The following is a 21513-nucleotide window of genomic DNA, read 5'->3' as shown; positions in this document are numbered from 1 at the left end:
GAGAGGTCCGGACAATCGGTGATTGGAGCGGATATGTCGAACAAGAACGAACACGAAGAGAAGATCGAGAAGGAACAGGTCGAGCGCGAGGAAGAACGCCGCCGCCTGGAAGAGGAAGAAGAACGCCGCCTGCAGTAGCGGCCCACCCCTGACCCCCACTCCCGGACAGCTACGGGGAGTGGGGGTTTCGTTTGCCCCGAATCGGTGCTACGTTGGCCGGAGAAGCTAAGTTACTCACCGGTAACAAGCTGTGATGCTGTAGTGGGGAGCGGGGGAGGCATGAGTACTGCGACGATCGTGTTGGGGGTCATCGGGGCCGTCATCACGGTGTTCTGCTGGGCGACGCTGGCGGTCGGGCTGGGCCGGATGCTGCGGGTGTTGCGGGCCGGTCAGCCGGACGGGACGCGCTGGCGGCCGATCGTGCCGCGGGTGCGGACCGTGGTGGTCGAGGTCGCCGCGCACACGCGGATGAACAAGTTCCGGAGTGTGGGCTGGGCGCACTGGCTGGTGATGGTCGGATTCCTGCTCGGGATGGTGTTCTACTTCGAGTCCTACGGGCAGACCTTCGATCCGTCGTTCGGGTGGCCGGTGATCGGGCACACCGCCGGATATCACCTGCTCGAGGAACTGCTCAGCATCGGCACGATCGTGGGTATCGTGACGCTGATCGTCATCCGGCAGCGCAATCACCCGCGCAGGCCCGAGCGGCTGTCCCGGTTCGGCGGGTCGAACTTCCTGGCCGCCTATCTCATCGAAACCATCGTGCTCGTCCACGGTTTCGGCGATGTGCTGGTGAAAGCGGGCAAGATCGCGACCTACGGCGGCGGGCATCTCGCGACCGACTTCCTCACCCTGCAGGTGGCCCGGTTGCTGCCCGCGAGTCCACTGCTGGTCTCGGTCTTCGCCTTCGTCAAGATGCTGGCCGGAGCCGCGTTCCTCTATTTCATCGGCCGCCACCTGACGTGGGGTGTTGCCTGGCACCGGCTTTCGGCGTTCTTCAACATCTACTTCAAGCGTGAGGCCGACGGGGGAGTCGCGCTCGGCGCGGCCAAGCCGATGATCTCCGGCGGCAAGGTTCTCGACATGGAGACCGCCGATCCCGACGCGGACATCTTCGGCGTCGGCAGGGTGGAGGACTTCACCTGGAAGGGCCTGCTGGATTTCACCACCTGCACCGAGTGCGGGCGGTGCCAGTCGCAGTGCCCCGCCTGGAACACCGGAAAACCGTTGTCGCCCAAGCTGTTGATCATGTCGCTGCGGGACCACACCTACGCGAAGGCGCCGTATCTGCTCGCCGGTGGTGACGCGGCCAAGATCTCCGAGGCGGCGCGGGCCGAGGCGGAGCGTCCGTTGATCGGTGGCGAGGACGTCAACGGTGTCATCGACCCCGAGGTCTTGTGGTCGTGCACGAGTTGTGGTGCGTGTGTGGAGCAGTGCCCGGTCGATATCGAGCATGTCGATCACATCATCGATATGCGCCGCTATCAGGTGTTGATCGAGTCGGAGTTCCCCTCCGAGCTGGCCGGGTTGTTCAAGAACCTGGAGAACAAGGGCAACCCGTGGGGTCAGAACTCCAAGGACCGCCTGAACTGGATCAAGGAAGTCGATTTCGACATCCCGGTCTTCGGTAAGGACGCCGACAGTTTCGACGGTTACGAGTACCTGTTCTGGGTCGGTTGCGCCGGCGCCTACGAAGACCGGGCGAAGAAGACCACCAAGGCCGTGGCGGAGTTGCTGGCGACGGCGGGCACGAAGTTCATGGTGTTGGGTGCGGAGGAGACCTGCACCGGTGACTCGGCGCGTCGTGCGGGTAACGAGTTCTTGTTCCAGCAGTTGGCGATGCAGAACATCGAGGTCATCAACTCGGTGTTCGAGGGTGTCGAGCAGTCCAAGAAGAAGATCGTTGTCACGTGTGCGCATTGCTTCAACGCGTTGAACAACGAGTATCCGCAGGTCGGTGGCACCTATGAGGTGGTGCATCACACGCAGTTGCTCAACCGGTTGGTGCGGCAGAAGAAACTGGTGCCGGTGGCGTCGGTGTCGCAGAACATCACCTATCACGATCCGTGCTATCTGGGTCGGCACAACAAGATCTACAACGCCCCGCGTGAGTTGATGGAGGCGTCGGGCTCGACGTTGGTGGAGATGCCGCGTCATGGTGAGCGGTCGATGTGTTGTGGTGCCGGTGGCGCGCGGATGTGGATGGAAGAACAGCTCGGTAAGCGGATCAATGTCGATCGTGTCGATGAAGCGTTGTCGACGAATCCGACGAAGATCGCGACGGGTTGCCCGTTCTGCCGGGTGATGTTGACCGATGGTGTGACCGCGCGTCAGGAGCAGGGCCAAGGCGAGGGTGTCGAGGTCGTCGATGTCGCGCAGTTGATGCTGGACTCGATCACGCGGGTGGATGCGGCGGAGTTGTCGGCGAATCTGGTGGTCATCCAGGAGCCGAAGGCCGAACCCGAACCCGAACCGGAGCCCGAACCCGAGCCGGTCGCCGAGGTGGCGGAGGCTGCGCCGAAGGCCGCTCCGACCGGTGGTGGTTTGGGTATGAAGGGTGCCGCCAAGGCTCCCGGTGGTGGCCTCGGCATGAAGGGCGCCGCGAAGGCGCCTGGTGGTGGTCTGGGTATGAAGGGTGCTGCCAAGGCGCCGGGTGCGAGGGCGCCTGCTGCCGAAGCCGCTCCGGCCGAGGCTGCTCCGGCCAAGGGCCTGGGCATGAAGGGTGGCGCGAAGGCTCCGGGTGCGAAGGCCCCCGCGGCTGCCGCCGAGGATGCTGCTCCGGCCGCCGAGACCACGGCTTCCCCGGTCAAGGGTCTGGGCATGAAGGTCAAGGGTCTGGGCATGAAGGGTGGGGCGAAGGCCCCCGGTGCCAAGGCCCCGGCTGCGGGTGCCGCTGCGGCCGACGAAGCCCCGGCTACGGACGCCCCGGCCTCGGATGCTGCGGCTTCGGCCCCGTCGGAAACCAAGCCGACGGTCGCGGCCAAGGGCCTGGCCATGAAGTCCGGATTCAAGCGGCCTGGGGTGCGGGTGCCGGGTGGGGTGGAGGCTACTTCCGGTAACGGCTGACGTGGATACGGGCTCGGCTATCGGGGAGGGTGGTGGCCGGGCTCGGGGTCGGTGGTGGTGGGGGAGATCCGTTCAGGGTGAACGCAATCCGTGTGCTGGGAGAAACCCGTTGCTACCTTGCGTTTCTCGATGAGGAACAGCAAGGAGTCACCGTGTCCCAGACACAACCCGAGCCGCGGCCGGGCAGCACATTCACCTGGAACGAGGACTGGCTGGCGACCGTCGTCGGGCTGGCCCTGCTCGCGCTCGTCCTGACAGGGGCGATCCCGGACTGGCTGGTGCCGTGATGAGCGAGCCGAAGACCACTTCCGAAACCGCCGCGCTGCAGGCGAACCCGCGACCGACCACCGCCGATGTCGTGACCGGCCTGCTGGTCGTGCTCGCGCTCGGCGCGCTGACCAGGCTGTTCGACACCCAGGTCCCGCAGTGGGCGGTGGACACCCCCTTCCAGCGGGTCGCCAAGACGGTCGAATACCCGGTGTACGCGATCGCGATCGGCCTGGCCGGCAATGTGATCCTCACCAAACTGGGCCTGCGCGAACGTCTCTCGGCGGGCTTCCGCACCGAGTTCTTCATCAAGACCGGTGTGGTGCTGCTCGGTGCGTCGATCAACCTGAAGATCCTGGTCACCGCGGCCGCCCCGGCGATCGTCCAGGCACTGGCCCTGATCACCCTGGTGTTCGGTTTCACCTGGTGGTTCGGCGGCCTGCTCGGCCTCGACGACAAACTGCGGGCGCTGCTGTCCTCGGCGGTGTCGATCTGCGGCGTGAGCGCGGCCATCGCGGCCGCGGGCGCGGTGCAGGCCCGGCGTGAGCAGATCGCCTACGCGGCCTCGCTGGTGATCATCTTCGCCCTGCCCTCGATCTTCCTGCTGCCCTGGCTGGCCGACGTGCTGGGGCTCTCCGACGCGGTCGCGGGCGCCTGGATCGGCGGCAATATCGACACCACCGCGGCCGTCGCGGCGGCGGGCGCGCTGACCGGTGAGGACTCGCTCAAGATCGCGACCATCGTCAAGACCACCCAGAACGCGCTCATCGGCGTCGTCGCCATCGCGCTGACCGCCTGGTTCGCCTTCCGGGTGGAACGCACCCCGGGTGCGGCGCGCCCGCGCCTCGGCGAATTCTGGGCCCGGTTCCCGAAATTCGTGCTCGGCTTCCTGGCCGCCTCGGTCATCGGCACGCTCTACCTGCAATCGGTCGACAAGGCCACCGGCGCGGCGCACATCGCCGTGGTCAACGACCTGCGCACCTGGTTCCTGATCCTGGCCTTCGTCTCCATCGGCCTGGAGTTCTCGGTGCGCGGCCTGCGCGAGGCGGGCTGGCGGCCGATCGTGGTGTTCGGCTCGGCGGCGGTGGTGAATCTGGTGGTGGGCCTGGGCCTTTCGGTGCTGCTGTTCCACGACTTCACCGTCTGACCGGGTCGGCTCAGGTGTCCTCGGCGGGCCGGACCTCCGGCACGCCGAGGGCGACGGGTTCCGGATTGTGCCGGGGCCAGCCGGGATACGGCGGCGGCGTCCCGCCGTACTCCGGGCACAGCGGCTTGAAATCGCAGAACTTGCACAGCGCGTTGCGCTGGGCCGGGAAGTCGCCGGTGCGGCCCGCCTCGAGGATCGCCTGCCACAGCGCGGTGAGAATGCGCTCGAAACGGTCGAGTTCCTCGCGGTCGGGCGCGTAGGTGAGCAGGATCTTGTCGGCCAGGTAGATCAGGCGCAGCTGGGCGGGCACGATGCCCCGGGTCCGCAGGATCACCAGGGCGTAGAACTTGAGCTGGAACAGCGCGCGGGCCTCGTGCAGCGGACCGGGGGAGCGGCCGGTCTTGTAGTCGACCACCCGCAGCAGACCCGACGGCGCCACATCGATGCGGTCGACGAAACCGCGCAGCGGCACATCACCGTCGAGATCCACCTCGACCCGCTCCTCGAGCGACTCCGGCTCGAACCGCCGCGGATCCTCGAGCTCGTAATAGCCTTCGACGAGCCGCCGCACCTCCGCGAACAGCGCCTCCGGCCCGCCCTCGGCGACCAGGTCGTCGAGACCCTCACGCCCGGCCCGCACCCGCTCCCACGCGGCCGGGACCAGCGCGGCCGCCTGCTCCGGATGCCGCTGCTCGGCCGGTAATCCGAACAGATCCTCGAGCACCGCGTGCACGACCGTGCCGCGCACCGCGGCCCGTGACGGCGGCTCCGGGATCCGGTCGATCGCCCGCAGCCGGTACTTCAACGGGCACTGCTTGAAATCGCTTGCCCGCGAAGGCGACAGCGCCGGGCGCGACCGCCGCGCCGGGGCATCGGCGGGGTCGTCGGCGAGGGAAACAGGCACCGGTGCTGACATACCCCGCAGGGTATCGGCACCCACCGACACCGAGCGTGCGATCACGACCCACCCGGTCGCGGTCACCCCGTGCGGTGCGGTGATGACGCAGCCTGGCAGGCTGAAGGTTTCCTTCCGAGAGAAATGGAGATCCATGACGGCCAGACGAACCGGTCCGTTCACCATCGGGGACCGCGTGCAGCTGACCGATGCCAAGGGGCGCCTCTACACGGTGCTGCTGGAGGAGGGTAAGGAATTCCATACCCACCGGGGTGGCATCAAGCACGACGACCTCATCGGCACCGACGAGGGCACCGTCGTGAAGTCCACCAACGGCACCCCCTATCTGGCCCTGCGCCCGCTGCTCGTCGACTACGTGCTGTCGATGCCGCGCGGCGCGGCCGTGATCTACCCCAAGGACGCCGCCCAGATCGTGCACGAGGGCGATGTGTTCCCCGGTGCCCGGGTGCTCGAGGCCGGCGCCGGGTCGGGCGCGCTGACCTGCTCGCTGCTGCGCGCGGTCGGTCCCGAGGGCGAGGTGATCTCCTACGAGATCCGCGACGACCACGCCGAGCACGCCGTGCGCAATGTGGAGACCTTCTTCGGCGGGCGCCCGGACAACTGGTCGCTGACCGTCGCCGACGTCGCCCAGTACGAAGGCCCGCAGGTCGACCGGGTGGTGCTGGACATGCTGGCGCCGTGGGACGCGCTGCCCGCGGTGTCCAAGGCGCTGGTGCCCGGTGGTGTGCTGATCGTCTACGTGGCCACCGTCACCCAGCTGTCCAAGGTCGTCGAGGCGCTGCGCGAGCAGGAGTGCTGGACCGAGCCGCGCTCGTGGGAGTCGATGGTGCGCGGCTGGCATGTGGTGGGTCTGGCCGTGCGTCCGGAACACCGCATGCAGGGGCACACGGCGTTCCTGGTGAGTGCGCGCAGGCTGGCCGAGGGCACGGTCACGCCGAAGCCGCAGCGGCGTCCGTCGAAGGGCTGAGTCCGGCCGGTCGCGCGCGGGTGAGCACGCGCGCGACCAGTAGGCCCAGCGCCGCGCAGGCCAGCCAGCGCGCGCCCTCGGCGGTGATCCCGAAACGGGTGGCCTGCAGCAGCGCGCAGCCCGCCGCGATCACCGCGAGTACCGTCGCCGCCGACCAGCCGCCGCGCACCGGTCGTACCGCGTCGTCCCACCAGCGCAGCGGGGTGTTCTCCAGACCGCGCAGGGCGAGGAACAGCACGGCGGTGCCCAGGGCGGTCAGCGCGAGCTGGGCCGCGGAGAGCAGCCAGAAGCCCGGCTGATCGGGGTGGGTGCGGTGCCACCCGGCGAGATGGCCGAGCACCAGGACGGTGAGCAGCACCGGCATGTGCCACAGGTACAGCGTCATGGCGCCGGTATTGCCGATCACCGTCACCCACCACACCCGCGGGCGCGCGGCCAGGCCCCGCAGCCACGGCGCCGCGGCGACCGCCGCACAGCACAGCACCACCGCGTGCCCGGCCAACAGCAGTGACGGCGGCGCCAGATTCGACAGCCGCTGCCCCGGCACGGTGACCAGGCTCAGTTCGTACGGCCCCAGCGCCACCAGCAGCACATCGGCGACGAACACAGCCCCCGCGAGCGCCGCGGCGGTGCGCCGGGCGAGCACTCCGCGCAGATACCCGATGCCGAGCACCGCGGGGATCAGCCAGACGAGGAAGTTCACATAACCGAGCTCGGCCGGGCCGCCGGTGAACCGCACCACATCGATCACCGCGGCCGGCAGCGCCAGCGTGCCGACGGTGGCAAACATCCGGCGACCGGTCGTGACGAGCGCCGCCAGCGCCGGAGTGCAGGCCAGCACCACCAGATAGACGCCGAGAAACCAGAGCAGCTGGACGCTGGTCACCGCCAGTGGACGCTGCCAGCCGGCCGGCAGCAGCCGCTGCGCCACCGTCACCAGCACGGCCGAGGCCACCAGGAAATACCCCAGCGGACGCACCAGCCGCTGCGTGCGCCGGAACAGCCACCCGCCCCACGAGGTTCCCGCCGCGATGCCGCGCGCACCCGCGGCCACGCCCGCGAAGAAGAACAGCGGCAGCACCTGCAACACCCAGGTCAGCGCCTGCAGAGCGGGCAGATCGGCGAGCACGTTGCCGAACTCCACCCGATCGCCCGACAGCACCACCGTCAGCATCAGGCAGTGCCCGGCGACGACCACCAGCAGCGAGGACAACCGCACCAGATCCAGGAACCGGTCCCGATCGGCCGGCGTGTGCGCCGCGACAATCGCGACACCGGGAAACACGTTCATGGCCGGAACGATCGCAGAACGCGTGTCACCGGTACAGCGCAGAACTACTCAGACGGCCGTTCGGGCGTGAAAAACCCCGGGTCCGTCACAGCGGGCCCGGGGTGCGTCACACGGGCTCAGGCGGGCGCGCAGGGGGCCTGGGCGAAGCCGAGCAGCAGGCAGCCGCTGTTGTCGGAGATCTTCCAGGTGCCGTCGACCTGCTCCCAGGTGACCGGGAAGGCCGGGGCGGTACCGTGCGGGGACGTGATGGTGACATCGGCGGTCGCGGTGTTTCCGCTGGTCACGACGTTGGCGACATCGAAGGTGAGGGTGTAGCCGGCGAGCATGCCGTTCATCTGATCGATGTTGGACTTGCGCGCCTCACCGTTGACGATGAGCTTCGACTTGTCCTCGGTGGACACCGCCGGGTCGCCGAACTTCACCAGCGTCTCCTTCAGCGTTTCGGCGCTGGGGGTGCCCGCGTTCTGGCCGGACGGAGCCGGAGTTGCCGAATTGCTGGACGGAGCGGCCGCGATACTGGTACTGCTGCTGGTGGCCTTCGTCGAGGAATCATCGGAGTCGCCGCAACCGGTCAGCCCGACGGTCACGGCGAGTGCCGCGGCAGCGGCAGCGACGGTGACACGGACTGTGCGGGTAGGAAGGAGCATGCTCAGCAACCTTTCGGCTCGTTGGCGAGTGCGTTCGCCGGGTGCCCCCTCGGTGGGGTGTTAGGGGAGCCTAACACGCGGGCGGACGGGGGCGGATAGGGTCGTCACCGTACAAGATGTGATCACGACGAAACCATGTCGGAAAGCGAGAACGGACCGCGCCCGGTAGCGTTGAAAGACCGGGACTGGGAGGAGCAGCATCATGAGCCCCAACGAGAATTCGGATTCGGCGGCCTGGCGAGAGCTCGAGGCGGTACGCGCCGAGGCGGCTGCTCTTCGCAGACAACTCGCCGACTCGCCGGATCGCGCACGCGAATTGGAAGCACGGATCGATTCGCTGACCATCCGCAACGGCAAGTTGATGGACACGCTCAAGGAAGCGCGTCAGCAGCTGATCGCCCTGCGTGAGGAAGTCGATCGCCTCGGACAGCCGCCCAGCGGCTACGGCATCGTCATCCACACCTACGAGGATCAGACCGTCGACGTCTTCACCTCCGGTCGCAAGATGCGCCTGACCTGCTCGCCCAACATCGACGTCGCCACGCTCGAATACGGCCAGACGGTCCGCCTGAACGAGGCGCTCACCGTGGTCGAGGCGGGCAACTTCGACGCCATCGGTGAAATCGGCACGCTGCGTGAGATTCTCGACGACGGCCGCCGCGCGCTGGTGGTCGGTCACGCCGACGAGGAACGCGTGGTGTGGCTGTCGGGCCCGCTGTCCAAGATCGCCGAGTACGACGACATGGACGACCCCGATTCCCCCATTCGCAAACTGCGCCCGGGTGATTCGCTGCTGGTCGACACCAAGGCCGGCTTCGCCTTCGAGCGCGTGCCCAAGGCCGAGGTGGAAGACCTTGTGCTGGAAGAGGTTCCCGACGTCGACTACACCGACATCGGTGGCCTGGGCCGTCAGATCGAGCAGATCCGCGACGCGGTGGAACTGCCGTTCCTGCACAAGGATCTGTTCCGCGAGTACGCGCTGCGCCCGCCCAAGGGCGTGCTGCTCTACGGTCCGCCCGGCTGCGGTAAGACGCTGATCGCCAAGGCCGTCGCGAACTCGCTGGCCAAGAAGATCGCCGAAGCCCGTGGTGAGGACGCCAAGGAAGCCAAGTCCTTCTTCCTCAACATCAAGGGTCCCGAGCTGCTCAACAAGTTCGTCGGTGAGACCGAGCGCCACATCCGGATCATCTTCCAGCGGGCGCGCGAGAAGGCCTCCGAGGGCACCCCGGTGATCGTGTTCTTCGACGAGATGGACTCGATCTTCCGCACCCGCGGTTCGGGTGTCTCCTCCGATGTGGAGACCACCGTTGTGCCGCAGCTGCTTTCGGAGATCGACGGTGTCGAGGGCCTGGAGAACGTCATCGTCATCGGCGCCTCCAACCGCGAGGACATGATCGACCCCGCGATCCTGCGGCCCGGCCGCCTGGACGTGAAGATCAAGATCGAGCGGCCGGACGCGGAGTCGGCGCAGGACATCTTCTCGAAGTACCTCACCGAGACGCTGCCCCTGCACGTCGACGACGTGCGCGAGTTCGACGGCGACAAGGCCGCCTGCGTGGACGCGATGATCGAGAAGGTCGTCGACCGGATGTACGCCGAGAGCGACGACAACCGGTTCCTGGAAGTCACCTACGCCAACGGGGACAAGGAGGTCCTGTACTTCAAGGACTTCAACTCCGGCGCCATGATCCAGAACATCGTGGACCGAGCCAAGAAGTACGCGATCAAGTCGGTGCTCGACACGGGGAACCCGGGTCTGCGCATCCAGCACCTGTTCGACTCGATCGTCGACGAGTTCGCCGAGAACGAGGACCTGCCCAACACCACCAACCCCGACGACTGGGCGCGGATCTCGGGCAAGAAGGGCGAGCGGATCGTCTACATCCGCACGCTGGTGACCGGCAAGAACGCCTCGGCGAGCCGGGCGATCGACACGGAGTCGAATACGGGTCAGTACCTGTAACCATCACCGATCCGACCGGCCGCGTTCCGTACGGGAACGCGGCCGTTCGTCGTTTCGTTCGTTTATTTTCCGGAAAACGCTGCGCTCCCAAGTGTGGATAGGACATGCTTCACATGTTCGTCCCACCTGATGAGGACTCGTACCCGAGGAGTGTTGCCATGACCGGTTCGGCCGCCGATTTCCTGACCGAAGTGATCCTGCTGACGATCCAGAACCTGTTCAGCTCGATCAGCGCGGGCTGATCACCCGACCCACGACGAGGGCCGCGACTCCCAGCCGGGAGTCGCGGCCCTCGTCGTTTCCTCAGCCCTGGGTGGTGGTCACCGCGTCGAAGACGACATCGGCGACCGGGGTGCCGTCCGGGCCGCCGCCGACCACACCGGCGTCGGCGATGGTGGTCAGGGCGTCCAGGCCGCCGGTGACCCGGCCGAACGGCGTGTAGTTCGGCGGCAGCTGGGTGTCGCGGTAGACCAGGAAGAACTGGCTGCCGTTGGTGCCGGGGCCCGCGTTGGCCATGGCGACGGTGCCCGCGGGGTAGACCGCGCCCGCGAGGTTCTCGTCGCCGAACTGGTAGCCCGGCCCGCCCCGGCCGGTCGCGGTGGGGTCGCCGCACTGCAGCACGTAGATGCCCTCGGTGGTGAGGCGATGGCAGCGGGTGTGGTCGAAGTAGTCTTCGCCGGCGAGGAAGACGAACGAGTTCACCGTGCGCGGGGCGGCCGCGGCGTCGAGGTCGACGGTCACGGGGCCGCAGGTGGTGTTCAGGGTGGCGGTGTACGAGGACGCGGGGTCGATGGTGAGCGGGGGCTCGACCGGCCACTGCTTGCCGTTGGGCTGGCCCGCGGCGGCGGGGACGCAGCCCGGGATCACCGCCTGCCGGACGGGCGCGGTGTGGGCGGCCGGTGCCACGGCCGCCAGGGTCGCCACGGCGGCGGCGAGGCCGACGACGGCACGGCGGAAGGATCGGTCCTGCGATGGGGTGCTCACCTGGACGGTGTCTCCTCGGGCTTGGGGTGGAACCGGACGATGTACCGCGCATCCTGCCAGTAGCCGTCGTCACACGCGCGGGGACCGCCGGATCGTCACGAGGACGCAGTACAGCGGGCTACTACGCTGGGTCCCATGACGTCTGGGCACACCGAGATCTGGCACAACCCGCGCTGCTCCAAGAGCCGCAACGCCACCGCGCACCTCGACGCGACGGGTGTCGACTACACCGTGCGGCGCTACCTCGACGATCCGCCGACCGTCGCGGAACTGCGCGCCGTGCTGGCGCGGCTGGGCGCCGAACCCTGGGACATCACCCGCACCGGCGAGGACGTCGCCAAGGAACTCGGACTCGGCGGCTGGGGCCGTACCGACGCCGATCGGGAACGGTGGCTGGCCGCACTGGCCGAGCATCCGAAGCTGATCCAGCGGCCGATCGTGCTCACCGCCGACGGCGGCGCGGTGGTCGCCAGGGACGAGGAGACCCTGCGCCGCCTGGACTGACCGTCGTTCGCCCGAAGGTAGCCATCGGTCCCGCGGTGGGCGGGTGCTCACCCGAGGTCTGTGCCTCGCCCGTCTTCCTCGGCCAGCAGGCCCGGGAGCAGGAGGCGGGTGTCGGGGACGAACGGCCGGGCCGGATCCCGCAGCAGCGCGCGGAATTCGGCGATCCCGCACCACCAGCCCGCGGCGATCTCGGTGGGCTGGTGGTGGATCGGCCCGTCGTAGCGCACCTCGTAGCCGAACAGGTGGCACCGCAGCAGGCGACCCTCCCAGCTGCCGTCCCAGGAAGCCTTCGCGCGCAACGGCAGCCGGGTGCCCGCGGGCAGGGCGATGCCGAGTTCCTCGCGCAGTTCGCGGACCGCGGTGTCGGCCGGGTCCTCGCCGGCGTCCACCACACCACCCGCCAGGCAGTCGTGCAGACCCGCGAAGACGAGTTTGCTGTCGGTACGCCGGTGCACGTACACGCGGGCGCCGTCGCCGGAGCGGACGAGGACACCGGCGCTGGCGTGCCACAGTCCGTCGCGGTAGACGGTGCCGCGCTCGGCGGCACCGATCACCTGTCCGGCGGCGTCGTAGACGGCGAGCAGTTCCGATTCCGGGTGCGCTGACACCGCCCGAGGGTAGCGCCGTTCACCGGCGGCGCGGTTTCGCTCCCGGCCGAGGTGCCCTGGCGCGGGCCGCGGTGGTGGCAGCCGCTGCCGCGGTGGCGGCCTCCGCGGCGAGCACCCGCCGGATGACGTACTGCTGCGCACACGTCCACACCGCGTTCGTGGCGAAATACACCAGCACCACCACCGGCATGATCGCCCCGCCGACCAGCGCGCCCGCCGGGAACACCCACAGCGACAGCACCCGCAGCACGGCCGCCGTGCCGTCGGTGCCCACCGGGGCGAGCCGGGCGGTGAGATGGCTCGCCACCGCGGCGAGCAGCGCCAGCGGGACGGCCAGCGCCGCCACCGCGACGATCAGTTCGCCCCCGCCGAAGACGGTCGCCGAGAGGGGAGCGCCGAAGAGATGGGCGTCGAGGAAGGCGCCGACCTCGGGGGCGCCGAACAGATAGTTGGCCGTCGCGCGATTGACCTCCTCGGTCAGCGGGGTGCTCGTCGAGGCGAACGGGCCGATCGCGGACGCGCCGGTGCGGTCGAAGGAGCGCAGCACATGGAACAGCCCGAGGAACACCAGGGCCTGGCCCAGCAGCGGGACGAAGCCCGCGAACAGGCGCACACCGTGCGCACGGTGCAGATCGCGGATCGCGGCGGCCTGCGCGCGGGGGTCGTCGCGATGGGTGCGGCGCAGGCGGTCGATGCGTGGTTGCAGCGTGCGCAGGGTGGCCTGTGACCGGGCTTGGCGCAGGGCCGGGATCACCAGCAGCGCGCGCACGGTGACCACGAGTGCCGCCACGGCCAGCAGCCAGGCGAGGCCGTCGGCCGCGCCGAGGGGGAGGGCGAAGAGCCGGTGCCAGCACCACAGAAGGGCGGACACCGGGACATAGACGATATCGAGCATGACGGAACGACCTGTCCGGACGGCGTGCGGGAACGCACGACAAGGGGAGTGGGATCACGAATCCGACAGGGACGCCGACGGCGGCCTGTCAGTGGTGATCGGCTCCCGGTGCCCGCGGCCGGGGACGGCCCGGGGTGTCCGGATTGCTCTGGGGGAGGAAGGAACCGCGCAATCTGCGCTGGGCGGAGCGGGGTGGACCCGCGGTGGCGACCCGGACCGGCAGGTGCCTGCGGGTGGTGATCGCGGCGAGCGCGCAGACCATCGCCGCGGCGACGGCACCGAAGGCCAGTGCCCGGGTGGCCTCGCCGCCCGGTACGGTGAGCAGCACGATGGCGGGCAGCAGGCACGCGAGAACCGCGTACGCCATCACCATCGCCCGTGCCTGCATGGTGGCGAGCATACCCGGCCGGTCGCGGCGGCCCGGATTGCTGGAACGCGATGTCACGGGCAACGGCCGTCCGCGTATCGTGGGGGCTGTGACTGCACCTTCCGCCCATGCCGAGCAGCCCGTCGGTGACGGGCGCGCGACCCGCTGGCACGGGCACAAGGCCCGCCGCCGGGCGGAGATGATCGACGCCGCCGTCGAGGTGATCGAACAGCACGGCGTGGAGATCTCGGTGCAGCTGATCGCCGAACACCTCGCCCTGCCCCGGCCGGTCGTGTACCGGCACATCGGTGGCCGCGCCGAGCTCGACGCGCTCGCCCGCAGGCGCATCCTGGAACTGCTGCTCGCCGAACTGCTGCCCGCCCTGCAACCCAACGGCACCCTCAAGGACGCGGTACGCGGGGCCATCGGCACCTACCTGGACTGGATCGAACTGCACCCGAATCTGCACCGGTTCCTCGGCGACGCGCCCCAGGAGGGCGGTGCGAGCCTGTCCGGCGCGGGCCGGGAGGTCGGCGGTCAGCTGGCCGACATGTTCGCCGCGACGCTCGCCCGCTTCGGCATCGACCCGGCCCGGGCCCGGCCGATGGCCTTCGGCATGGTCGGGCTCGTCGACGGTGTCGTGGCCAGCTGGCGGGCCGAGCCGGAACCGGTGCTGGGCGCCGAGCAGATCCAGGGCATCCTCACCGAGTCGGTGCTGTCGCTGTTCGAGGGCAACGCGCGCAGTCTCGGCGTACCGCTGCAACGGGATTCGCTGGTCGCCGACCTGCTGGTGGCCCCGGACGCGGCGCCGCCGCCCGAGGCCCGCCTGCGCTGATCAGTTCGTCCGCGCCAGCAGGCGATAGCCGCGGTGCCACAGCCACTCCACCGGTCCACGTTCGAAGCGGCGCAGCCACAGGTGGGCGAAGGCGGTGATCGCCAGGATGACCACCAGGTAGATCGCGATCGTGAAAGGCACCCGCGCGTCGGGGGAGACGCGCGCGGCGAGCCCGAGACCCCAGCCGTAGCACAGCATTCCGGCGATCAGGTTCTGCAGGATGTAGCAGCTCAGCGCGGTGCGGCCGACCTCGCTCAGCCGGGTGCCGGTGAAGCCGAGGCGCGGCCTGCGCAGGTAGAAGGCCGCGACCGCGGCGAGGATGCCCAGCGAGACCAGCGGCGCGGTGCCGTAGCGGGTGAACAGCACCAGATCGCCGCCGAGGAAGCCGCCGGCCACGAAGTCGACCGGGGCCGCGACACCGAAGCCGACGATCATGAGCCACTTGCGGATTCGCGCGCCCTCGGGCCGGAAGACCCCGGCGCGGTAGAGCCGCGCGCCGAGCAGGAACAGGGCCACCGACATCGGGAAGATGATGATCGCCTCCACCCGGAAGGCGAGCGCGTGGTCGAGGCGGAACAGCACCAGATCCCAGAACGAACCGTCGGCGTAGGGATTCGGGTCCAGTGTGGACGGTTCGCGGTCGTCGCCCTCGGGTTCGAAGGCCAGGGCCACGGCCACGAGGGTGAGCAGGGTGAGGTGGATCGAGGTCGCGACGATCACCCAGCGGCGTTGGGCCCGTTCGCTCGTCGCCAGCAGGTAGGCCACCACCAGGCCGGTGACCGCGTACCCCATGAGCACGTCGAATTCCGCGACGAGCAGGAAGTTCAGCAGGCCGTCGAGGAACAGCAGCGCCGCGCGCCACGGGTAGCTGCCCGGCCAGCGCCTGCCCGCGCGCTGGGCCGAACTCTGCTGGATGGCCAGCCCGATGCCGAACATCACCGTGAGCAGGCCGAGGAACTTGCCCTGCACGAGCTGCTGCAACAGCCGCTGCGACCACATCCAGCCGTCCTCCGCGGCCGTACCCAGCCCGTCGATGTAACCGATGAGACCGGCCGGGTCGGTGAAGATCCAGATATTGGTGCCCAGGGTGCCCAGAATCGCGATGCCGCGCAGGACATCCAGGGCGAGCAGCCGCCCCGGCCGCGGCCGATCGGTGGGGGCGAGCTGCTGCAGGGTTTCGCTCATGGACCGAGTATCGCGACGTCGGCCGCGCCGCGGATCGCTCACGAGGACCACCCCGGGTCCTCCGACCGGCGGACCCGGGGTGCTGGCCGCCGACGGGCTGAGCTGGGCGGGGAGGGCGCTCGCGGCGAGATGCGGGTGCGGGCCGGGCGCGTCGCCTAGGCTCGACAGCATGCAGCGCATCATCGGAATCGAGGTCGAGTACGGCATCTCGACCCCCACGGAGCCGACGGCCAACCCGATCCTCACCTCCACCCAGGCCGTGCTCGCCTACGCGGCCGCCGAAGGGGTGCCGCGAGCCAAGCGGACCCGCTGGGACTACGAGGTGGAATCCCCGCTGCGTGACGCGCGTGGTTTCGACCTGAGCCGGATGAGCGGACCCGCTCCCGTGATCGACGCCGACGAGGTCGGCGCGGCCAACATGATCCTCACCAACGGCGCCCGGCTCTACGTCGACCACGCGCACCCGGAGTACTCCGCGCCCGAGGTCGTCGACCCGCTCGACGCGGTCATCTGGGACAAGGCCGGCGAGCGGGTGATGGAGGCCGCCGCCCGGCACGCCTCCAGCGTCCCCGGCGCCCCGCGCCTGCAGCTGTACAAGAACAACGTCGACGGCAAGGGCGCCTCCTACGGCACCCACGAGAACTACCTGATGAGCCGCGACACCCCGTTCAGCCACATCATCGCGGGCCTGACCCCGTTCTTCGTCTCCCGGCAGGTCATCTGCGGGTCCGGCCGGGTCGGCATCGGCCAGTCCGGCGACCACGCGGGCTTCCAGCTGTCCCAGCGCGCCGACTACATCGAGGTCGAGGTCGGCCTGGAGACCACCCTCAAGCGCGGCATCATCAACACCCGCGACGAGCCGCACGCCGACGCCGACAAGTACCGGCGCCTGCACGTGATCATCGGCGACGCCAACCTGGCCGAGATGTCGACCTACCTCAAGGTCGGCACCACCGCCCTGGTGCTGGACCTGATCGAGGCGGGCGAGGACCTCTCGGAGTTCCAGCTGGCCCGCCCGGTCACCGCGGTGCACCAGATCAGCCACGATCCGAGCCTGCGCGCCACCGTGGCGCTGGCCGACGGCCGCGAGCTGACCGGCCTTGCGCTGCAACGGCTCTACCACGAGCGGGTGGCCAAGTTCGTCGACCGCGAAGGCAACGACGACCCGCGCGTGCGCGACATCGTCGACAACTGGGCGATGGTCCTGGACCTGCTCGAGCGCGACCCGATGGAATGCGCCAACCTGCTCGACTGGCCGGCCAAGCTGCGCCTGCTCGAGGGCATGCGCAGCCGTGAGGGCCTGGGCTGGGCCGCGCCGAAACTGCACCTGATGGACCTGCAGTACTCCGATGTGCGCCTGGACAAGGGTCTCTACAACCGTCTGGTCGCCCGCGGCTCGATGAAGCGCCTGGTCAGCGAGCAGCAGGTGCTCGACGCCATGACCAAGCCGCCGACCGACACCCGCGCCTACTTCCGCGGCGAGTGTCTGCGCCGTTTCGGTGCCGATATCGCCGCCGCCAGTTGGGATTCGGTGATCTTCGATCTCGGCGGCGATTCGCTGGTGCGAATCCCCACCCTGGAGCCGCGCCGGGGCACGAAAGCCCACGTCGGCAAGCTGCTCGACGCCGCGGAATCGGCCGCCGAGCTCGTCGAACAACTCACCCACTGAGGCGATTCCCGGCACGGTAGGGCGACAATCCGATCGCTAATAGACCACCTTGTCGGATCCGCTCGGTAGGGTTGAGGGACTGGCACGAACATCGTGATGAGGAAGAGGAGGTCGGCGGCCATGGCACAAGAGCAGACCAAGCGCGCCGGGGGTGGCGACGAGGACGAGGGCCCCGAGGGCGTCGACGCGGCCGGGCAGGAACGCCGCGAGAAGCTGGCGGAGGAGACCGACGACCTGCTCGACGAGATCGATGACGTGCTCGAGGAGAACGCCGAGGACTTCGTGCGGGCATATGTGCAGAAGGGCGGCCAGTGACCTCAGGTGATCCGTTGCGCCTCCACGCGGGGCAGGCTCTCTCCTCGTTCACCGAACACCTGCGGATGCATGCACCGGACCTGTTGCCCGGCAACAGGTTCGGTGCCTCCGACCTGAGCGCCGGGGCGGACTTCGCGCCGCACGGCACCACGATCGTCGCGGTCAGCTACCGCGGCGGCGTGCTGATCGCCGGCGACCGGCGGGCCACCCAGGGCAACCTGGTGGCCTCGCGCGACATGGAGAAGGTCTACATCACCGACACCTTCTCCGCGGCGGGCATCGCCGGCACGGCCGGGCTCGCCGTGGAGATGGTGCGGTTGTTCGCGGTGGAGCTCGAGTACTACGAGAAGATCGAAGGCGTGTCACTGACCTTCGACGGCAAGGCCAACAAGCTGTCGAAGATGGTGCGCGACAATCTCCCGGCCGCCATGCAGGGGCTGGCCGTGGTGCCGCTGCTGGTCGGGTTCGACGACCAGGTCACCGACCCGGACAAGGCGGGGCGGATCGTGTCGTTCGACGTGGTGGGTTCGCGCAGTGAGGAACGGTTCGGCTACACCGCGGTCGGTTCCGGCTCGATGTTCGCCAAGTCCTCGCTGAAGAAGACCTACCGCGCCGGTCTCGACCACGAGCAGGCGCTGCGGATCGCGGTCGAGTCGCTGGTCGACGCCGCCGACGACGACACCGCCACCGGTGGGCCCGACCCGCTGCGCGGGATCTACCCGACGGTGGTGCTGATCGACGCCGACGGCGCGGTGGAGGTCTCCGAGGACGAGCTCGCCGCGGTCGCCACGGCGATCGCGGTCGACCGGGCGGCCGCACAGAACGGGGGTGCCAGCGCATGACGCTGCCTTACTACGCGTCCGCCGAGCAGATCATGCGCGACAAGACCGAGCTCGCCCGCAAGGGCATCGGCCGGGGTCGCAGCGTGGTGGTGCTGGTGTACGACAAGGGTGTGCTGTTCGTCGCGGAGAATCCGTCGGCGACGCTGCACAAGATCAGTGAGCTCTACGACCGCATCGGGTTCGCGGCCGTGGGCAAGTACAACGAGTTCGAGGCGCTGCGCCGGGGCGGCATCCTGCAGGCCGACCTCAAGGGCTACCAGTACGACCGGCGCGATGTCACCGGCCGGAGCCTGGCCAACCTGTACGCGCAGAGCCTGGGCTCGATCTTCACCGATCAGCTCAAGCCCTACGAGGTGGAGCTGTGCGTCGCCGAGGTGGGCTATCCGGAGCAGTCGCCGACCTCGGTGCTGTACCGGATCACCTTCGACGGCTCGATCGTCGACGAGCGCGAGTACGTCGTGATGGGCGGCACCACCGAGCCCATCGTGACCGCGCTCAAGGCGGCCTACAAGCCGGGATTGTCCCTGGACGCGGCGCTGAAGGTGGCGATCGGCGCCCTGCAGGCGGGCCAGCCCGAAGCCGACAAGGACAAGCGCTCGCTCGGTGGCGCCTCGCTCGAGGTGGCCACGCTCGAGCAGGCGCGGCCGCGGCGGGCCTTCCGCAGGCTGCAGGGCCCGGCCCTGGAGAAGGCACTGGGCAGTGCGCCGAAGGCGAAAGCCGTGAAAGAGGCGAAGCTGCCCGAACCCGAGGACGACGCGGGGGAATAGCCCGCCGTCATGATCACGCCGGGCCCGCGGACCACCACGGTTCGCGGGCCCGTTCGCATGCGCCCGAGGCGGCGGGTGACACTGTCCGAATCGTTGTGAACACGTATGCAGATGGGTTGTCCGGAGCGCCGCGCGGGCACTGCTCATGGCTGTAGTGTCGATGGTGTGCAGCGACGAATCATGGGGATCGAGACCGAGTTCGGTGTGACATGCACCTTCCACGGTCACCGTCGGCTGTCCCCCGACGAGGTAGCCCGGTACCTGTTCCGCCGGGTGGTGTCCTGGGGCCGTAGCTCTAATGTCTTCCTTCGCAACGGTGCCAGGTTGTACCTCGACGTCGGATCACACCCGGAGTACGCGACCGCGGAATGCGACAGCCTGGTGCAGCTGGTCACCCACGACCGGGCCGGTGAGCGGGTCCTGGAGGACCTGCTCATAGACGCCGAACAGCGTCTCGCCGAAGAAGGCATCGGCGGCGACATCTACCTGTTCAAGAACAACACCGACTCCGCGGGCAACTCCTACGGCTGCCACGAGAACTTCCTCGTGGTGCGCGCCGGCGAGTTCTCCCGGATCTCGGACGTGTTGCTCCCGTTCCTGGTCACCCGCCAGCTCATCTGCGGTGCGGGCAAGGTGTTGCAGACGCCCAAGGCGGCCACCTTCTGCCTCTCGCAGCGGGCCGAGCACATCTGGGAGGGCGTCTCCTCGGCGACCACCCGGTCGCGCCCGATCATCAACACCCGCGACGAGCCGCACGCCGACGCCGAGAAGTACCGGCGCCTGCACGTGATCGTGGGCGACTCCAACATGGCCGAGCCGACGACGATGCTCAAGGTGGGCACCGCCTCGCTGGTGCTGGAGATGATCGAGGCGGGCGTCTCGTTCCGCGACTTCGCCCTCGACAATCCGATCCGGGCGATCCGCGAGGTGAGCCACGATCTGACCGGCCGTCGTCCGGTCCGGCTGGCCGGTGGCCGGCAGGCCAGCGCGCTCGAGATCCAGCGCGAGTACTACGCCCGCGCCGTCGAGCACCTGCGCAATCGCGACCGCGATCCGCAGGTCGACGCGGTGGTGGACCTGTGGGGCCGCACCCTCGACGCGGTCGAGGCGCAGGACTTCGCCAAGGTCGACACCGAGATCGACTGGGTGATCAAGCGCAAGCTGTTCCAGCGCTACCAGGACCGCTACAGCATGGAGCTGTCCGATCCCAAGATCGCCCAGCTGGACCTGGCCTACCACGACATCAAGCGTGGTCGTGGCGTGTTCGACCTGCTGCAGCGCAAGGGCCTGGCCAAGCGGATCACCGAGGACGAGGCCGTCGACGCCGCGGTGGAGACCCCGCCGCAGACCACCCGGGCCAAGCTGCGCGGTGATTTCATCACCGCCGCCCAGGAAGCGGGCCGGGACTTCACGGTCGACTGGGTGCATCTGAAGTTGAACGATCAAGCGCAACGCACGGTGTTGTGCAAGGATCCGTTCCGGTCGGTCGACGAGCGGGTCGACCGGCTGATCGCCTCGATGTAGGCGAACCCCCGAGACGGGGGGATGTCGACGGGACCGGTGGCGCAAGGGAGCGATGCGTAGGCGCCACCGGTCCCGTCGTGTGTCCGGACCCGCCCGTCAGCCGGTGACGGCCACGCTCGCGTAGGTGCCGCGCAGTCCGGCGACGAACGAGGTGAGCGCCAGCTCGAAGCTGTCGTCGTCGATCTCGTCGGCGATCGCGCGCAGCAGGTGCGCCTGATTGAGGTGCGGGTAGCGGTCCCGGTAGACCTGCACGTCGTCGGCGAATCCGCCCGCGAACGAGCCGACCGTCGAGCCCATCACCAGGTAGCGGGTGGCCGCGCCGATCATGGTCGCGTAGCGCGGCGGCCAGCCCGCGCCGACCAGGCCGCCGTGTACCGCGTCGGCCGCGCGCAGGTTCTCCGCGCGCCTGCCGGGGCCCGCGGCGAGGTACGGCACGAAATTCGGGTGCGCGACCAGCGCCGAGCGGTAGCTGCGCGCCCAGGCGGCCAGGGCGTCGTGCCAGGGCAGGGTGTCGAAGGCCGAGGTGTCGACGTGGCTCATGATGCCCGTCGCGATGTCGTCGAACAGGTCGTCCTTGTTCGGGTAGTGGCCGTAGAGCGAGGCGGCCTGCACGCCCAGTTCGGCGGCGAGCTTGCGCATGGAGACCTCGGCGAGGCCGTCGCGGTCGATCAGGGTCAGGGCGGTGTCGCGGATGCGTTCACGGCTCAACAGCGGTACGCGCGGCCTCGCCATGCGCCACTCCTTGTCTGCTCCG

Annotated in this window: 22 protein-coding genes; 13 read left to right on the top strand and 9 right to left on the bottom strand. The window is 69.1% G+C overall.

The genetic code is table 11. From position 1 onward, the window contains the following. The first annotated feature begins 279 nt into the window (after positions 1 to 279). The 3 genes from ACFC06_RS05775 (at position 280) to ACFC06_RS05765 (ending at position 4480) form a co-directional block, all read left to right on the top strand. Positions 280 to 3066, top strand: coding sequence for a (Fe-S)-binding protein (locus tag ACFC06_RS05775; RefSeq protein WP_375928256.1), 2787 nt, complete (start codon positions 280 to 282; stop codon positions 3064 to 3066). 152 nt (positions 3067 to 3218) lie between these two features. Further along, on the top strand, positions 3219 to 3353 hold the full coding sequence (locus tag ACFC06_RS05770) for a hypothetical protein (RefSeq protein ID WP_278266074.1): 135 nt from the start codon (positions 3219 to 3221) through the stop codon (positions 3351 to 3353). Then, entirely contained in the window at positions 3353 to 4480 is a 1128-nt protein-coding gene (locus ACFC06_RS05765; protein ID WP_375928255.1) for a YeiH family protein, read from the top strand. The genes ACFC06_RS05770 and ACFC06_RS05765 overlap by 1 nt, the downstream gene beginning before the upstream one ends. A gap of 10 nt (positions 4481 to 4490) precedes the next feature. Here the strand turns inward: ACFC06_RS05765 and ACFC06_RS05760 are convergent, their stop codons facing one another. Then, positions 4491 to 5396 carry a RecB family exonuclease gene (locus ACFC06_RS05760; protein WP_375928253.1) on the bottom strand — a complete coding sequence of 302 codons (906 nt, stop codon included), beginning with the start codon at positions 5394 to 5396 and terminating at the stop codon, positions 4491 to 4493. Positions 5397 to 5529: 133 nt separating this feature from the next. Here ACFC06_RS05760 and ACFC06_RS05755 point away from each other — a divergent pair, with 133 nt between their 5' ends. Further along, entirely contained in the window at positions 5530 to 6363 is an 834-nt protein-coding gene (locus ACFC06_RS05755) for a tRNA (adenine-N1)-methyltransferase (RefSeq protein WP_278266070.1), read from the top strand. Here the strand turns inward: ACFC06_RS05755 and ACFC06_RS05750 are convergent. Then, a complete protein-coding gene (locus tag ACFC06_RS05750) occupies positions 6326 to 7654 on the bottom strand; it encodes an acyltransferase family protein (RefSeq protein ID WP_375928251.1) in 1329 nt (442 codons plus the stop codon). The genes ACFC06_RS05755 and ACFC06_RS05750 overlap by 38 nt on opposite strands. A 116-nt stretch (positions 7655 to 7770) precedes the next feature. Continuing rightward, the gene (locus ACFC06_RS05745; RefSeq protein ID WP_375928249.1) at positions 7771 to 8301 is read right to left on the bottom strand and encodes a hypothetical protein; all 531 of its coding nucleotides are present in this window, start codon (positions 8299 to 8301) and stop codon (positions 7771 to 7773) included. 202 nt (positions 8302 to 8503) lie between these two features. Here ACFC06_RS05745 and arc point away from each other — a divergent pair, with 202 nt between their 5' ends. Then, on the top strand, positions 8504 to 10264 hold the full coding sequence (gene arc / locus ACFC06_RS05740; RefSeq protein WP_278266067.1) for a proteasome ATPase: 1761 nt from the start codon (positions 8504 to 8506) through the stop codon (positions 10262 to 10264). A gap of 104 nt (positions 10265 to 10368) precedes the next feature. Continuing rightward, on the top strand, positions 10369 to 10506 hold the full coding sequence (locus ACFC06_RS05735) for a hypothetical protein (RefSeq protein ID WP_278266066.1): 138 nt from the start codon (positions 10369 to 10371) through the stop codon (positions 10504 to 10506). Positions 10507 to 10567: 61 nt separating this feature from the next. Here the strand turns inward: ACFC06_RS05735 and ACFC06_RS05730 are convergent, their stop codons facing one another. Further along, positions 10568 to 11248, bottom strand: coding sequence for a peptidylprolyl isomerase (locus ACFC06_RS05730; protein WP_375928246.1), 681 nt, complete (start codon positions 11246 to 11248; stop codon positions 10568 to 10570). 135 nt (positions 11249 to 11383) lie between these two features. On the opposite strand from ACFC06_RS05730, the gene ACFC06_RS05725 reads away from it, so the two are divergent. Continuing rightward, positions 11384 to 11752, top strand: coding sequence for an arsenate reductase family protein (locus ACFC06_RS05725; RefSeq protein WP_375928245.1), 369 nt, complete (start codon positions 11384 to 11386; stop codon positions 11750 to 11752). A 47-nt stretch (positions 11753 to 11799) separates the two neighbouring features. On the opposite strand, the gene ACFC06_RS05720 is transcribed toward ACFC06_RS05725, so the two are convergent. From ACFC06_RS05720 to ACFC06_RS05710, 3 genes are all read right to left on the bottom strand, one after another. After that, positions 11800 to 12360 (bottom strand): NUDIX domain-containing protein, encoded by a 561-nt coding sequence (locus tag ACFC06_RS05720; protein WP_375928243.1) that lies wholly within the window; start codon positions 12358 to 12360, stop codon positions 11800 to 11802. Positions 12361 to 12379: 19 nt separating this feature from the next. Beyond that, positions 12380 to 13231, bottom strand: coding sequence for a membrane protein insertase YidC (gene yidC / locus ACFC06_RS05715; RefSeq protein WP_375928241.1), 852 nt, complete (start codon positions 13229 to 13231; stop codon positions 12380 to 12382). A gap of 112 nt (positions 13232 to 13343) precedes the next feature. After that, positions 13344 to 13643 (bottom strand): DUF6412 domain-containing protein, encoded by a 300-nt coding sequence (locus ACFC06_RS05710; RefSeq protein WP_375928239.1) that lies wholly within the window; start codon positions 13641 to 13643, stop codon positions 13344 to 13346. Between the two features lie 88 nt (positions 13644 to 13731). On the opposite strand from ACFC06_RS05710, the gene ACFC06_RS05705 reads away from it, so the two are divergent. Continuing rightward, the gene (locus ACFC06_RS05705; RefSeq protein ID WP_278266060.1) at positions 13732 to 14457 is read left to right on the top strand and encodes a TetR/AcrR family transcriptional regulator; all 726 of its coding nucleotides are present in this window, start codon (positions 13732 to 13734) and stop codon (positions 14455 to 14457) included. On the opposite strand, the gene ACFC06_RS05700 is transcribed toward ACFC06_RS05705, so the two are convergent. Next, on the bottom strand, positions 14458 to 15642 hold the full coding sequence (locus tag ACFC06_RS05700; RefSeq protein ID WP_375928237.1) for a DUF418 domain-containing protein: 1185 nt from the start codon (positions 15640 to 15642) through the stop codon (positions 14458 to 14460). Between the two features lie 169 nt (positions 15643 to 15811). Here ACFC06_RS05700 and dop point away from each other — a divergent pair, with 169 nt between their 5' ends. The 5 genes from dop (at position 15812) to pafA (ending at position 20759) form a co-directional block, all read left to right on the top strand. After that, complete coding sequence (gene dop / locus ACFC06_RS05695) at positions 15812 to 17311, top strand: depupylase/deamidase Dop (RefSeq protein WP_278266058.1); 1500 nt, start codon at positions 15812 to 15814, stop codon at positions 17309 to 17311. A gap of 120 nt (positions 17312 to 17431) precedes the next feature. Then, a complete protein-coding gene (locus ACFC06_RS05690) occupies positions 17432 to 17626 on the top strand; it encodes a ubiquitin-like protein Pup (RefSeq protein ID WP_019047503.1) in 195 nt (64 codons plus the stop codon). Next, positions 17623 to 18468, top strand: a complete 846-nt coding sequence (prcB, locus tag ACFC06_RS05685) for a proteasome subunit beta (RefSeq protein WP_375928234.1) — start codon at positions 17623 to 17625, stop codon at positions 18466 to 18468. The genes ACFC06_RS05690 and prcB overlap by 4 nt, the downstream gene beginning before the upstream one ends. Then, positions 18465 to 19235, top strand: coding sequence for a proteasome subunit alpha (prcA, locus tag ACFC06_RS05680; protein WP_375928232.1), 771 nt, complete (start codon positions 18465 to 18467; stop codon positions 19233 to 19235). Before prcB ends, prcA begins: the two co-directional genes overlap by 4 nt. A 165-nt stretch (positions 19236 to 19400) precedes the next feature. Continuing rightward, positions 19401 to 20759: a Pup--protein ligase gene (pafA, locus tag ACFC06_RS05675; RefSeq protein ID WP_186817494.1), complete on the top strand. Its 1359-nt coding sequence runs from the start codon at positions 19401 to 19403 to the stop codon at positions 20757 to 20759. Positions 20760 to 20855: 96 nt separating this feature from the next. Here pafA and ACFC06_RS05670 read toward each other — a convergent pair whose 3' ends face one another. Further along, positions 20856 to 21491 carry a TetR/AcrR family transcriptional regulator gene (locus tag ACFC06_RS05670; protein WP_375928230.1) on the bottom strand — a complete coding sequence of 212 codons (636 nt, stop codon included), beginning with the start codon at positions 21489 to 21491 and terminating at the stop codon, positions 20856 to 20858. Positions 21492 to 21513 lie beyond the last annotated feature (22 nt).

This window comes from Nocardia sp. NPDC056064 (assembly GCF_042266925.1).
Lineage (GTDB): Bacteria > Actinomycetota > Actinomycetes > Mycobacteriales > Mycobacteriaceae > Nocardia.
The sequence above is the reverse complement of the archived record's forward strand: the minus strand, read 5'-3'. Positions and strand labels throughout refer to the sequence as shown.

Coding starts and splice junctions, on each gene's coding strand:
- ACFC06_RS05750 (WP_375928251.1), bottom strand. CDS start 7,654: ATGAACGTGTTTCCCGGTGTCGCGATTGTCGCGGCGCACACGCCGGCC.
- ACFC06_RS05775 (WP_375928256.1), top strand. CDS start 280: ATGAGTACTGCGACGATCGTGTTGGGGGTCATCGGGGCCGTCATCACG.
- ACFC06_RS05725 (WP_375928245.1), top strand. CDS start 11,384: ATGACGTCTGGGCACACCGAGATCTGGCACAACCCGCGCTGCTCCAAG.
- ACFC06_RS05710 (WP_375928239.1), bottom strand. CDS start 13,643: ATGCAGGCACGGGCGATGGTGATGGCGTACGCGGTTCTCGCGTGCCTG.
- dop (WP_278266058.1), top strand. CDS start 15,812: ATGCAGCGCATCATCGGAATCGAGGTCGAGTACGGCATCTCGACCCCC.
- ACFC06_RS05700 (WP_375928237.1), bottom strand. CDS start 15,642: ATGAGCGAAACCCTGCAGCAGCTCGCCCCCACCGATCGGCCGCGGCCG.
- ACFC06_RS05670 (WP_375928230.1), bottom strand. CDS start 21,491: ATGGCGAGGCCGCGCGTACCGCTGTTGAGCCGTGAACGCATCCGCGAC.
- ACFC06_RS05755 (WP_278266070.1), top strand. CDS start 5,530: ATGACGGCCAGACGAACCGGTCCGTTCACCATCGGGGACCGCGTGCAG.
- ACFC06_RS05690 (WP_019047503.1), top strand. CDS start 17,432: ATGGCACAAGAGCAGACCAAGCGCGCCGGGGGTGGCGACGAGGACGAG.
- ACFC06_RS05760 (WP_375928253.1), bottom strand. CDS start 5,396: ATGTCAGCACCGGTGCCTGTTTCCCTCGCCGACGACCCCGCCGATGCC.
- ACFC06_RS05745 (WP_375928249.1), bottom strand. CDS start 8,301: ATGCTCCTTCCTACCCGCACAGTCCGTGTCACCGTCGCTGCCGCTGCC.
- ACFC06_RS05765 (WP_375928255.1), top strand. CDS start 3,353: ATGAGCGAGCCGAAGACCACTTCCGAAACCGCCGCGCTGCAGGCGAAC.
- prcA (WP_375928232.1), top strand. CDS start 18,465: ATGACGCTGCCTTACTACGCGTCCGCCGAGCAGATCATGCGCGACAAG.
- arc (WP_278266067.1), top strand. CDS start 8,504: ATGAGCCCCAACGAGAATTCGGATTCGGCGGCCTGGCGAGAGCTCGAG.
- ACFC06_RS05735 (WP_278266066.1), top strand. CDS start 10,369: ATGCTTCACATGTTCGTCCCACCTGATGAGGACTCGTACCCGAGGAGT.